13 protein-coding genes are annotated in these 12,607 nt (G+C 69.2%); 8 read left to right on the top strand and 5 right to left on the bottom strand.

Features of this window, described 5'->3' with window-relative positions; genetic code table 11:
* The first annotated feature begins 1 nt into the window (after position 1).
* Genes CNX65_RS04750 through CNX65_RS04765 form a run of 4 tightly spaced genes read left to right on the top strand, consistent with a single transcriptional unit; the run spans position 2 to position 4,866 of the window.
* A complete protein-coding gene (locus CNX65_RS04750; protein WP_096491670.1) occupies positions 2-745 on the top strand; it encodes a protein DA1 in 744 nt (247 codons plus the stop codon).
* 4 nt (positions 746-749) lie between these two features.
* Positions 750-1,472, top strand: coding sequence for a nucleotidyl cyclase domain-containing protein (locus tag CNX65_RS04755; protein ID WP_157767500.1), 723 nt, complete (start codon positions 750-752; stop codon positions 1,470-1,472).
* The gene (locus tag CNX65_RS04760) at positions 1,469-3,688 is read left to right on the top strand and encodes a hypothetical protein (protein ID WP_096491672.1); all 2,220 of its coding nucleotides are present in this window, start codon (positions 1,469-1,471) and stop codon (positions 3,686-3,688) included. The genes CNX65_RS04755 and CNX65_RS04760 overlap by 4 nt, the downstream gene beginning before the upstream one ends.
* Positions 3,685-4,866 (top strand): hypothetical protein, encoded by a 1,182-nt coding sequence (locus CNX65_RS04765; protein ID WP_096491673.1) that lies wholly within the window; start codon positions 3,685-3,687, stop codon positions 4,864-4,866. Before CNX65_RS04760 ends, CNX65_RS04765 begins: the two co-directional genes overlap by 4 nt.
* A 150-nt stretch (positions 4,867-5,016) precedes the next feature.
* Here CNX65_RS04765 and CNX65_RS04770 read toward each other — a convergent pair whose 3' ends face one another.
* The 5 genes from CNX65_RS04770 to queC are packed head-to-tail and all read right to left on the bottom strand — an operon-like array spanning position 5,017 to position 8,084.
* On the bottom strand, positions 5,017-5,544 hold the full coding sequence (locus CNX65_RS04770) for a VUT family protein (RefSeq protein WP_096491674.1): 528 nt from the start codon (positions 5,542-5,544) through the stop codon (positions 5,017-5,019).
* 48 nt (positions 5,545-5,592) lie between these two features.
* The gene (locus CNX65_RS04775) at positions 5,593-6,393 is read right to left on the bottom strand and encodes a GTP cyclohydrolase I FolE2 (protein ID WP_096491675.1); all 801 of its coding nucleotides are present in this window, start codon (positions 6,391-6,393) and stop codon (positions 5,593-5,595) included.
* Between the two features lies 1 nt (position 6,394).
* Entirely contained in the window at positions 6,395-6,751 is a 357-nt protein-coding gene (gene queD / locus CNX65_RS04780; RefSeq protein ID WP_096491676.1) for a 6-carboxytetrahydropterin synthase QueD, read from the bottom strand.
* Positions 6,751-7,386 carry a 7-carboxy-7-deazaguanine synthase gene (gene queE, locus CNX65_RS04785; RefSeq protein ID WP_096491677.1) on the bottom strand — a complete coding sequence of 212 codons (636 nt, stop codon included), beginning with the start codon at positions 7,384-7,386 and terminating at the stop codon, positions 6,751-6,753. Before queE ends, queD begins: the two co-directional genes overlap by 1 nt.
* Positions 7,383-8,084, bottom strand: a complete 702-nt coding sequence (queC, locus tag CNX65_RS04790) for a 7-cyano-7-deazaguanine synthase QueC (protein ID WP_096491678.1) — start codon at positions 8,082-8,084, stop codon at positions 7,383-7,385. Before queC ends, queE begins: the two co-directional genes overlap by 4 nt.
* A 436-nt stretch (positions 8,085-8,520) precedes the next feature.
* Between queC and CNX65_RS35150 the strand changes: the two genes are divergently transcribed.
* The 4 genes from CNX65_RS35150 to dbpB (CNX65_RS04810) are packed head-to-tail and all read left to right on the top strand — an operon-like array spanning position 8,521 to position 12,586.
* On the top strand, positions 8,521-9,081 hold the full coding sequence (locus CNX65_RS35150) for a hypothetical protein (RefSeq protein ID WP_157767501.1): 561 nt from the start codon (positions 8,521-8,523) through the stop codon (positions 9,079-9,081).
* Positions 9,078-10,199: a DGQHR domain-containing protein DpdB gene (gene dbpB / locus CNX65_RS04800; protein ID WP_096491680.1), complete on the top strand. Its 1,122-nt coding sequence runs from the start codon at positions 9,078-9,080 to the stop codon at positions 10,197-10,199. The genes CNX65_RS35150 and dbpB (CNX65_RS04800) overlap by 4 nt, the downstream gene beginning before the upstream one ends.
* Entirely contained in the window at positions 10,196-11,419 is a 1,224-nt protein-coding gene (dpdA, locus tag CNX65_RS04805; RefSeq protein ID WP_096491681.1) for a tRNA-guanine transglycosylase DpdA, read from the top strand. Before dbpB (CNX65_RS04800) ends, dpdA begins: the two co-directional genes overlap by 4 nt.
* A 42-nt stretch (positions 11,420-11,461) precedes the next feature.
* A complete protein-coding gene (gene dbpB, locus CNX65_RS04810) occupies positions 11,462-12,586 on the top strand; it encodes a DGQHR domain-containing protein DpdB (RefSeq protein WP_096491682.1) in 1,125 nt (374 codons plus the stop codon).
* Positions 12,587-12,607: the final 21 nt, after the last annotated feature.

Genomic DNA, 12,607 nt, shown 5'->3' on the forward strand with positions numbered 1-12,607 from the left:
CGTGGCCGGTGACCGGTGCACCCTGTGCGGCTCGCGGCCCAAGGGCCGCTACGTGCTGTCCCTGCACGGGGAGACCACCTGCGCGCGCCATCCCGAGTCGGGGCGCTGCGCGCTGTGCGGCAGGCCTGGGCACGCGGGGGAGCGCGGCTGGTCGGAGTTCACCCCGACCTCCGCGCGCTGCCCGACGTGCGGAGGTCAAGCCGTCGAGGACCAGGTGTCCGCGCGCGCCCACATCCCCGGTGTGCGCGCGGAGATGGCCGCCCTCGGCATCCGGCTCGCCCAGCGGGTCAGGGTCATGCTGGTCGAACCGACGCTGATCAACACCACTCCGGCCGCGCTGTGCCTGGGGCGAACGCACACGTGGACCAGGGCGGACGAGGGCGGCGTCCTCGGCATCGAGATCGCGCGGGGCCTCACCGCCACCCACTTCGGGGCGACCCTCGCCCACGAGCTCGGGCACGCCTGGCTGTTCCAGCAGGGCGCGCGTGGACTGCCCGACCGGATCGAGGAGGGCGTCTGCGAGCTGTTTGCGGGCGCCTGGCTCAAGCGCCGCCACACCGCGTTCGCGGACGCCGTGCGCCGGTCCGCACTGGACTCGCCGGACCCCGTCTACGGGGCCGGGTACCGGCTCGTGCGCGACGCGGTCGTCGCGCATGGCATCGACGCGGTGCTCACCTCGGTGCGCACCCGAGGAGCGCTGCCCGCGCCCGCGCGCACGCCGAACAAGCAGCTGAGGAGAACGTGACGTGGTGACCGACCCCAAGAGCCGCTCGATCCTCGTGGTGGACGTGGAGCGGTCGAGCGACCGGACCAACCCGCAGAAGGCCGAACTGCGTTCGGCGCTCTACCACGTGCTCAACCGGGGGCTGGCCGGGGCCGACCTCGGCTGTGAGCCCGCGCACGGGGTCGACGACCTCGGTGACGGGGTGCTCGCGGTGTTCGACTGCGAGGTCCTGCCCGTGCTCGACCCACTCGTGGACCTGATGGTGGACGAGCTGGCCAGGTACAACGCGCTGGTCTGCGAGCGGGACCGGCTCCGGCTGCGGATCGGCGTCCACTTCGGACCCGTCTCGCGCGACGAGCACGGGTGGGTCGGGCACGAGATGACGGCCGCCTTCCGCGCTCTGGACGCGGAGCAGGTCAAGGAGGTGCTGCGCTCGGCGAACCGCGCCGAGGCGGTCGTCGTGGTCACCGACGACGTCTACCGCTCCGTGGTCAGGCACGGCTACCGGGGGCTGCGGCCGGACGAGTACCGGCGGCTGGAGGTCCCCACCGGCCCGGTGTGGGTGCGCGCCCCCGGCTACGCGGCGCCGCCCGTCCCCGCGACCGAGACCGCGGCGCCCACCGCGCCCGTCACGCCCCGGGTGGTCCCGGCCGGCGTGAACTTCACCAACAACCGGATCGGCTCGGTGCAGAACGTCGGCTCGATCCACTCCATCGACGCCCGCACCACCTTCGGCGGCAGGCCGTGAGCGAGGAGCCCGAGGAGGACGATGTCCAGGAACCCGACGACCCCCTGGCGGGTGACGGGGTGGAGCAGGAGCCGGAGGTCCCCGAGGAGGAGGCCGAGTCCGCGAAGGACCGGGCGACCAACCCCGCCAAGGCCCGCCACCTGCACCAGAACGCCCGCGCGCTGGAGAGCGCGGTCGCCTCGCTGCTCGGCGAGCGCGGCGGCGTCGGCAACGTGTTCGTGGCCAACTCGATCGGCCTGGTCGAGGCGGGCCAGGGTCGGGGTGGCGGGATCGGCGCGCACGGCGCGGTGCCCACCGGGCCCATCCCGCGCGAGGTGCTCGACTCGATCACCTCGACGTACGTCGAGCCCGCGAACTACCGGGAGCTGCGGGCGGGGGTGCGCGACCGCAGGCTCGTGCTGCTGCGCGCGCCCGCCGGGTGGGGCCGAACCGCCACCGCGCTGCACCTGCTCGCCCGAGAGTGCGCCGAGGGCGTCGACAAGCTCAGCCCGGACACCGACCTGCGCGTCCTGTCCACCCGGCTCGAGCTCGGCGCCGACCGCGGGTACCTGCTGGAGGCGCTGGACCTGGACCAGGCCGCGTCCCTGTCCGGGTTCGCGCTGGGCCAGTGGCGGCTGCGCCTGGAGCAGGCGGGCGCGCGCATGGTCGTGCTGGTCGCCGCCCACACCCGGTTCCGCGAGCGGGAGGTCGCCGACTACCTGCTGGAGGGCGCGCAGCGCACCGACGACCTGGCGCTGGTGCTCAGCCACTTCCGCACCGGGCTCCGCCGGGCGGGCGGGGAGGAACGGGAGCTCGACGAGTTCCCGGAGTTCGCCGACCTCGTCGAGGAGGTGCTCGGGCGCACCCTGCGGGCGCACGACCTCGCCGAACTCGGCCGGGGCCTGTGCCGGGTGGTGCTCGGCGAGCACGACCTGGCCGAGGTCCGGCTGCGCTACGCGCGCGGGGCGGGCTCCGCGTTCCGCGAGTGGTTCGACGGCCTGGAGGACGTCGGGCAGCGCGCGTTCGCCATCGCGCTGGCCGTGCTCGACGGGCTGCCGCTGGCCACCACCGCGGAGCACGCGATCAAGCTCGCCAAGTCCTTCCAGGCCGCCGAGGTCCCCGACCGACGCGACCGCGCCCGCGACGTGTTCGCGCTGCGCACCCCGGCGCTGGCCGAGCACCTGGAGGCCGAGATCACCACGGCGGTCCACGACGGCGAGCTCGGCAGCCTCGCCGTCGACGTGGTGCGCTACCGCGACCCGCACCGGCCGCGCGAGGTGCTGGAGCACGTCTGGCGGGAGCACCCCGAGGCGCACGCCGTGGTCCGGGGGTGGCTGCGCGCGCTGGGCGGCTCGTCCGACCGGGCCGTGCGCTTCCGCGCCGGGGTGGCGGTGGGGCTGCTGAGCCTGTCCGAGTTCGAGCAGGTGCGGCGCCACGTCATCGAGCGCTGGGCGGACCGCAAGCGCTACTGGGAGCGCGACGCGGTGCTCGGCGCGCTGCGGCTGCCGTCACTCCAGCCGGAACTCCAACCGCTGATCACCCGCATGGTCGACAAGTGGCTCCAGGGCAAGGAGGCCACCGGCAGGCGCACCGCCGCGGTGGCCGCGCTCGGGGTGCTGCCGATCATGGCCGTCGAGGAGTCGCTCAAGCGCCTGCGCAAGGCCGCGAACACGACCGACCAGGCGATGCGGATCGTCGTCACCGACGCGGTCACGAACCTCGTCGTCGAGCACGACCGGCTCGACCCCGTGCTCGGCGAGCTGATCCGCTGGTCGGTGTCGGACAAGGTCGACGTTCGCCAGACCGCGATGAACTGCGTCACCCAACTCTGCGTCTACCTCCAGGTGGCGCGGGAGGACAGCGCCGAGCCGTGGCCCGGCTTCCTGTCGGTCGCGGACGAGGACCGGCTCGCCGAGCACCCGCAGGCCGCGGTGCCCGTCGGCAAGGGCCGGGCCACCCGCCGCGACGCCGTCGTGGCGCTGCTCGCCCGCGCCCTCGAGGCACCCCACTACGTCCAGGAGACCCTCGGCGTCCTGCGCGGCTGGGCCGAGACCGCGCAGCGCGACCCGGCGCAGCGCGAACCCCTGGGCGCGCTGCTGGTCGACGTCGCGGGCGTCACCGGCGACCCGGACACGATCCGCTTCCACCTCGACGACTGGGCGGCGTCCCGAGGCGGCCCCCGCGACGCCGCAGCCGCCCTGACCGCCGCACTCGACCGGGAGGAGAACCGACCGTGATCAACCGCAACCCCGCCCCGCTCATCCAGCGCCTGGAGATCAAGTACTCCGACGTGTTCAGGAGCCGCCCGGTGCCCAGCGGCGACCGGGCCACCGTCTACCTCGACCGCCACGGCCAGTACCACCACATGACCTGGCAGCTCGCCGTCGGCGACGGCGGCGGGATGCGCGCGCTGTTCCTCGTCGACACCTCGGTGGTCAACCGGCCGCTCGCCTTCCGCACGGCCAGCCAGGAGCGGGCCTACCAGTTCATCGCGAACGTCACGGCCTCCTGGCGGATCACCGACCCGGTCGAGGCGGTGCGCACGAACCTGCTCGACGCCGAGTTCCTGGTGAGCAGGCACATCATGGGGAGACTCCACGCGGTGACCACGCGCCACCCGATCGAGGAGGTCGCGGCGGCTGAGTCCGAGGCGGGCGCCGCGTTCGGCTCCTCGGTCAAGCGCACCCTCTCCCAGGGCTTGGCGCTGCTGGACTGCGAGGTGCGGCTCAACCTGGACGAGGGCGCCGCGAACGAGGTCCGCAGGCGCAAGGAGCACCACCGCGCCATCGACGACCGACGGCGGGCGCACGACTTCCAGCAGCGGGAAGTGAACCTGCGCGCGGTGGAGATGGCCGCGCAGGCCAAGCTGAACGCCCAGCAGGCCGGGTACCAGCGGGAGAGCGAGTGTCAGCAGCAGTCGCACGAGCAGGAGCGGGACCACCGGCGGCAGCTGCACGAGCGGGAGATGCAGCGCGACAGCATGGAGTTCTACGCGAACGCCCTCCGCGCCGACGAGCTGAACCTCGTCGCGCTCAGGCTGGCCCACAACCCCGGTGAGGTCAACGAGGTCATCGCGATGTTCATGCAGCAGCGCAAGCTCGACTTCGAGAGCGCCCGTGGGGTGCTGAACGCCCTGCTGGACAAGGGATTGGTCACCAGGGGCAACATGGCCGGGATCATGGCCCAGTCGACGGCCGTCATCGCCAACCAGCTGGCGGGCTCGAAGTTCGCGCTCGACTTCGGCACAGCCGTGCCACTGCCGCCCGGCCAACCCCGCACCGCACCCCCGGCGCCGCCGAGCCCGACGACGACCCCGGTGTCGGGACCGCCCGCCACTTCGGCGAGGCCCGGAGGGTTGAGCGTGGACCAGCTGTTCGGGGAGGACGCGCTGGACGAGTACGACGAGGACGCGTGAGGGGCGGAGGGCTTCGGCCCTCAAACGGATCACCCGCCCGTGTGTGGGCGGGTGATCACGTTCGTCCGGAACAGCGGTGACCACGTCGTTTGCGACGCGGTCACCGCGTTCACCAGATGCCAACTGCCGGTGCCGCTCTCAGCGGGCGCGTCAGGAAGCCGTGGTGGTCCGGTACACCCCGCGGTTGCGGAGCAGCAGGAGCACAACGACGGCGAAAGCGGTCATGTACGCCTTGCCCAGGGCCTGACCGGGGAAGTACTCGAGCGAGCCGAAGGCCAACTGGAGGAACACCACGCTGTCGGCGATCAGGCCGACGATGTTCGAGCCCACGACGGCGATGATGAGACCTCGCTTGCGCAGTGGTTCGTAGACCGCGAAGTCCAACATCTCGGCCAGGATGAACGCCGCCGCCGAAGCGGTAGCGAGCATGGGGTCGGAGAGGACGTAGGACACGACCGTGCCGATACCGATAGCCGCCAGCACCGCCCCCCGGCCCGTCGCCTCGCGGGCCAGGTCTCGGAGGACGAGCGCCAGACCGACGAAGTAGACGCCCGCAGGCGCCACGAACCCGAAACCGACCGGCACCGCGCCGAAGTGGCTCACAGCGAGGTTCGCCGCGGGGATCGTGGCGATGTAGGCGACGAGCGCGACTGCGCCCGTGAGGCTGGGGAGCTTCATCCGAACTTCTTTCAAGGGGCGGCGTTCACGAGCCGCAGAGGGAGTCGGTCAGCGAGCAGGGCGGGCGTCGAGAGCGTCACCGCGACCGATCACCAGGGCGATCGCGTCGTGGCTGTGGATGCTCTCCAGGTTGCGCACCCGCACCTCGTGGGTCAGACCGCGTTCCCGGCACGCCAAGGCGACCTCGCGGGCCATGTCCTCCACGAAAACCGGGTGATCATATGCCTGCATGGTCAGGGTCCGCTCGTCACTGCGCTTCACCAGCGGCACCACCGGGGCGGAACCGCAGGCTCGCAGGATCTCCACGGCCTGGTGAGCAGGGAGGGGGTACACGTCATCCCCGCTGCCCGTCACCGCCAGGGTCACCCGACTGCGCTGGTTGTGCGCCCCGTAGTCGGAGATGCTCTTCGAGCACGGGCAGAGGCTGGTCACCTCTGTGGTGACCGAAGTGGTGACCTCGCACAACCCGTCGGCCCACCTGCCGCTGATCGCCAGGTCGTGCACGCTGATCGACTCGAGGCCGCTGGTCGGGGCGGGAGCGCTCGTGGTGAACGACAGGCTCGCGTCGACTGAGATGCTCGGCGCGTCGAGCTCGTGCGCTCCGCTCTTCAGGATCTCCGGCAACTGGCGCGGGTCGAACGTGCGCAGCCGGTCGTGGACGAGGGCCACCATGCGGCTCATGTGCGTGCCACGACGCTCGGCCTGGAGCCTCACCGTGATGGAGAAGTCGGCGATGCCGTGCTGCGAGGTGGCGCCGTCGTTGAACTCGACCGGGTAGCGCAGACCTGCGATCCCCACCTCGTCCACCTCGACCCCGCGCTGGTCGTGTTCGTTCTGGATGTCGTGCACGTCAACGCCCCCGGTAAGTGCAGCCGGACGTGCAGGTCTCCCGCACCGTCACAGCGGACAGCATCGGCAGCGCGCCGATCAGGCGGTCCCAGATCCACACCGCGAGATTCTCGCTGGTGGGGTTCTCCAGGCCTTCGACCTCGTTCAGGTAGTAGTGGTCCAAGCGCTCCTCGAGCGGCTTGAACGCGGCCTTCACGTCACCGAAGTCCACTACCCACCCCGCTTCAGGGTCCACCGGGCCGTCCAACTGCACGACCACCAGGTAGGAGTGGCCGTGCAGCCGGGCGCACTTGTGCCCCTCGGGAACGTTCGGGAGCCGGTGGGCCGCCTCGAAGCGGAATTCGCGGAAGAGTTCCATCACCTGATCCCGAGGTACTTGTGCGTTTGCATGGAGAGCGACCACTGGGGGTTCTTGAGGCAGTACTCGACCGCGGCGCGGGTGTTGGCTTCGCGGTCCCCCCAGTCCATCGGCTGAATCCGGAACGATGTGAAGTCCAAGTGCTCGAACTGCGCCGGATCACCCCCCTCCTGCGGGTAGACCAACTTCAGTTCGTCACCACCGGTCACCACCAGGTCCGCGCCGATCTTGGGGCTCACGCAGAGCCAGTCGATGCCCGCAGGCGGGACCCGCGTCCCGTTGGTCTCCACTGCGACCTCGAAACCGCGTGCGTGCAGTTCGTCGATCGCAGCCACGTCCAACTGCAACAGCGGCTCCCCACCGGTGCACACGACGAACCGGTGCGCCCGGTCCTCCGACGGCCACGCGGCCTCGATCGCGTCGACCAGGTCGGAGCTCGTTGCGAAGCGCCCACCCCCCGTGCCGTCGACACCGACGAAATCGGTGTCGCAGAACTTGCAGATGGCCCGTGCGCGGTCCTTCTCCCTGCCGGTCCACAGGTTGCAGCGCGAGAAGCGGCAGAACACCGCAGGGCGGCCCGCGTGGTGGCCTTCGCCTTGGAGCGTGTAGAAGATCTCTTTGATCAGGTAGCTCATGCGTTGCTGGGCCGGTAAGGCGCGGGGTCGACGACACCGGCCTCCGTGAAGCCCTTGAGCCGCAGCAGACAGGTGTCGCAGTGGCCGCAGGCGCGTCCCTGAGCGTCCGGGTCGTAGCAACTCGAGGTCATGGAGTAGTCGACGCCCAGGCGCAGACCCTCCCTGATGATGTCGGCCTTGGACATCGTGATGAGCGGCGAGTGGAGCTTGAGCGGGGACCCGCCCTCCATGCTCGCCTTGGTCGCCAGGTTCGCCATGGCCTCGTACGCCGCCATGTACTCGGGGCGGCAGTCCGGGTAACCGCTGTAGTCCACCGCGGTCACCCCGGTGAAGATGTCGGTCGAACCGACCACTTCCGCATAGGCGAGCGCGAACGACAGGAAGATGGTGTTGCGGGCCGGGACGTAGGTCACCGGTACCGTGTCCGAGGAGATTTCCTCGACGGAATCGTGCTTGGGCACGGAGATGTCGTCAGTCAGGGCCGACCCGCCGAACACCCGGAGGTCGATGTCGGCCACGACGTGCCGGGCGGCGCCGAGGGTCTTGGCGACCCGCTCCGCCGCGACGAGTTCCGCGCTGTGGCGCTGGCCATACCTGAAGCTCAGGGCGTAGGGGGTGAACCCCTGGTCCTTGGCGATGGCCAGGACGGTGGTCGAGTCCAGCCCCCCGCTCAGCAGCACGATCGCAGGTCGTCCCATGAAGCTCCACCTTAACTAGCCGGAAGTCGCGGGAAGTGTAGCCGCTCAAATATCCGCTGGAGTAACCTGCGCCCCGCTGTAGTTAAGTGGGAGGGAACACGAGGGCGTGTCGCAACTGTCAGTAGTAGTGACTTGCACCGAGCGCAAAACAGCTCAGCCGAGTCCGCAACTCCGAGCCCGCTCCCTGCCTGCGGGGACGACGGATCACCGAGTCGCGGCCTGGTGCGAGCGGCTTGGTGACGAGCCTCGGGTTTTTCCCCTGGAGAGCCTCTACCAGGGTGAGCACTGGGTCCTCACGCGCGCGCTCGTAGTCGCGGCCCGCAAGGCCGGGTTCTCCCCAGAGTTGTGGGTGGCCTCGGCGGGGCTGGGGCTCCAGCGCGCGTCCCAGAGCGCCCCGTCCTACGCGGCGACCTTCAGCCCGCGGCACGAGGACACGGTGGCGGACGAGCCGGAGGAGCGCGCCCGCTGGTGGAACGGGGTGCAGCGGAGACGCGGCGGGGCGACCTTGGCCGAGTTGGGCGAGAGGGGCGCCGTGCTCCTCGTGCTCTCCGAGGCCTACGGGACCGCTCTACACGGCGAGCTGCGCGAGCTGGGCGAGTTGTTCGTGGACGCCCTGATGATCGGCGGTTCCTCGGATGTGCGCGGCGTGCGAAGGGTTCGCTCGGACGGGGGACTGCGCAAGGCGCTGGGAGGCACGATGACCGGCCTCAACACCCGCATGGCGATCTCCTGGCTGGAGCACTGCACGTCGGGCAAGCTCACGTCGACCGATGCGGTGATGTCGTGGGAGCGGTGGAGCCGGTCGGCGAGCCAACCCGAGCGGTACGATCGTGAGCCGCTCACCGACGCGCAGGTGAAGGACTTCATCCGCGAGACAGCCGCAACCCACCCCGGTTATTCCAGGACGAGGTTGCACCGCATGCTCAGGGACAGCGGCAAGGCCTGCGAGCAGAAGAGGTTCGCCGTTCTGCACGCCGAAACAGTGGAAGAGCGATGACGATCAAGCGCCGGGCCCTGCGGGTAGAACAGCACCCGGACATCCCGCTCTACGTGTTCGCGCTGGCCGCGGAGGAAGTGGCCGAGGTCGCCGACATCGCCCGCATCTCCCGCGATGAAGCGGGCAAGTTGCTGGGCTACCAGCGTCCGGAGAAGAAGCAGCACGTCAAGCAGATCCTGGAATACCTGGACAGCGACGAGGTGCTCTTCCCCAACGGGCTGATCATGGCGCTGCCCGCCAGCGTGCGCTTCCGGTCCAGTCCGGGGCCGGGGGCCTCCGACACCCTCTCGACGAGCGGAACCCTGGAGATCCCGCTGCCGAAGTCCTCGGACGGGCCCAGGCCCGCCTGGATCGTCGACGGTCAGCAGCGCAGCCTCGCGCTGGCCCGGACGAGGAAGGCCCGGTTGCCGGTGATCGTCGCCGGGTTCGTGGCCGAGGACCTCGCGACCCAGCGCGACCAGTTCCTCCGCGTCAACACGGTCTCGCCCCTGCCGTCCAACCTCGTCTCGGAACTCCTGCCCGAGGTGTGGACACCGCTGCCCACCAAGCTGTCGGCGCGCAAGTTGCCGTCCGCTCTGGTGGACATGCTGAACCAGGACCCGGAGTCCCCCTTTCGAGGGCTCATCAAGCGCGCCTCCACCGACGGCGCCGTGAAAACCGCCGTCGTGGCCGACAACAGTCTCCTGACCGCCATCGAGGAATCGCTCAACTCGTCGGCCGGCGTCCTCTTCCTCTTCCGCAACCTCTCCACCGGGACCATCGACGTCAACACCATTCGCAAGGTGCTCGTCGGTTACTGGGAGGCGGTGCGCCGGACCTTCCCGGACGCCTGGGGACTTGCTCCCGCGAAGAGCCGACTGATGCACGGTGTCGGCATCAGGGCGATGGGGCGCCTGATGGACAAGGTCATGATGAACGTCAGCCTGAGCTCGAAGGACCTGGTCGGCGAGGTGGAAGCCGAGCTGGCGCGCGTCGCGGCGCAGTGCAGGTGGACCGCTGGCCGCTGGGACGAGTTGGGCATCCAGTGGAACGAGCTCCAGAACACCCCGCGGCACATCAGCATTCTTTCGAACCACATCATCCGCGTCTACGTCAGCACGAGGTCCAGCGCGTCGTGAAATTCTACTTCCCGGATAGCCAGGACCTGGTCAGTCCGACCTACGACTTCATCAACGACGAGTACTCGCCCACCAGGGTGCGGCAGCGCGACGACTCGTACGCCCACGAAGTCGTGTCACCACCGCCTTATGACGGAATCCTGGTGAGCAAGGCCATCGTCGACGGCTCCGTCAGGGGATCTGGCAAGTACGCCGCACCGCAGCGCGCCAGGCTCTACCGGCTTGGTGTGCACGAGTTCTTCCGGTTGCCGAGCAGCATGACGAGCCTGGGTGACTGCGGTGCGTTCAACTACATCGACGAGGAGTACCCGCCGTACAGCGTGGCAGAGGTCCTCGACTTCTACGAGGGGTGCGGGTTCGACGCCGGGGTCAGCATCGACCACGTGATCTTCGGTTACGTTCCCGGCGCGAGCGATGACGACGTCGACCCGGCGTGGGTGAAACGGCGGCACATCTCACTGGACCTGGCAGAGGGGTTCCTCGCGGCGGTTCAGGACACCGGCAGCGAGGTGCAGCCTGTCGGCGCCGCGCAGGGCTGGAGCCCCGAGAGCTACGCGGACAGCGTCGCTCGCCTCCAGGAGATGGGGTACCGGCGGATTGCGCTGGGAGGAATGGTGCCGCTGAAGACACCGGAGATCCTCGCCTGCCTCGAAGAGATCAACCCGCGCCTCCTGCCGGGTACCGAACTCCACCTGCTGGGGATCAACCGCCTCGACAGCATGGGCCGCTTCGCGGAACTGGGGGTCACCAGTTTCGACAGCACCTCGGTCTTCCGGCAGGCCTTCATGGACGACCGGAACAACTACCACACCGCAGAAAAGGCTTTCACTGCTGTCCGGGTTCCTCAGGTGGACGGCAACCCCGCGCTGAAGCGCCTCGTGCTCTCCGGGGGTGTTTCACAGGCCGAAGCGGTGGCTGCTGAGAAGGACTGCCTGCGCAAGCTCCGCGCTTACGACCTGGGCGAGGTCGACCTGGAGCAGGTGCTCATCTCCTTGGAGAGCTACGAACGTCTGGTGCAGGGCCCTGACTCCGGCAAGAAGAGCTATCTCCCAGCTTACCGGAAAATCCTTGAAGCCATGCCGTGGAAGCACTGCCCCTGCATGTTGTGCAGTCAACACGGCATCGAGATCGCAATCTTCCGCGGAACGGAGAGGAACAAGAGGAGGGGGTTCCACAACTTGACTGTTCTTGAATCCGCGATGCGGTCACTCAAATCCTGAGTCCGAACGCGCTACGATACGCCCATCGGACAAGGAGAAGAAGTGGCTGATCGGTACACGTTGCGACTGCCTGCCCTGGAGATCCACCAGGGAAATAGGCGGATCTACTGCTTCGCCGTCGACGGCAAGAAGCTGCACAGTTTCACCGCCGTGTCGCGCATCCGGCGGGACGAGGACGAGCGGTTGCAGGGGTACCAGCGGCCGGAAGTGCTCAACCACATCAAGGGGATCAGGCGCTACCTGGAGTCCGACGGCGCGATGCTCCCCAACGCGATCGTCGTCGCCTTCAACGACAGCGTCGAATTCGTGCCTTCGGCGGTCATGCACCTCGACGCGGTCAACTACTCCGTGCCCGGCGAACTGGTCATCCCCGTCGACGAGGCACTGGCGGAGCAGGACAAGCCCGCCTGGCTCGTCGACGGTCAGCAGCGCAGCGCTGCCATCCGGGACGCCGACGTCGCGGAGTTCCCGGTCGCGGTCGTGGGCTTCATCGCGGACAACGAGGAGGAGCAGCGCTCGCAGTTCATCCTCGTGAACTCGTCGAAGGCGCTGCCGAAGGGGCTCATCCACGAACTCCTGCCGGACACCACCGGCCACCTGCCGCCCTCGTACGTGCGCCGCCGCCTGCCGACGCAGATCATGACCCGGTTGAACGGGGACAAGTCCAGTCCGTTCTTCCGGCTCATCGCCACGCCCACCGCCCCCAAGGGGTACATCAAGGACAACACGGTCCTGAAAATGGTGGAGCACAGCCTCTACGAGGGAGCGCTCTACCAGTACCGCAATCCGGTCGACGGCACCGGTGACGTCGACCGGATGCTGCTCCACCTGAAGTCGTTCTGGTCGATCGTCCAGGAAGTCTTCCCGGTGGAGTGGAGCAAGCCCCCGCGCACTTCCCGCCTGACCCACGGTGTGGGCATCCAGTCGCTCGGGTTCGTCATGGACGCGCTGACCGAGGGGATGCCCGCGGAAGCAGTCAAGAGCGTGGCTGTCCGCGAAGCAGTGGAGAAGCTCCGGCCGCACGTGGCGTGGATGTCCGGCAGTTGGAACTTCGCCGATGGCGAGGAGCGCAGGTGGAACAACCTGCAGAACACCCCCAACGACGTCCGCCAGTTGACCGCGCACCTGCTGCGGTTGGTGGACCTTCGGAAGAAGGGGCGCAGGTGAGGTTGCGGGTCGCACGCCTTC

The organism is Actinosynnema pretiosum (genome assembly GCF_002354875.1).
Lineage (GTDB): Bacteria > Actinomycetota > Actinomycetes > Mycobacteriales > Pseudonocardiaceae > Actinosynnema > Actinosynnema auranticum.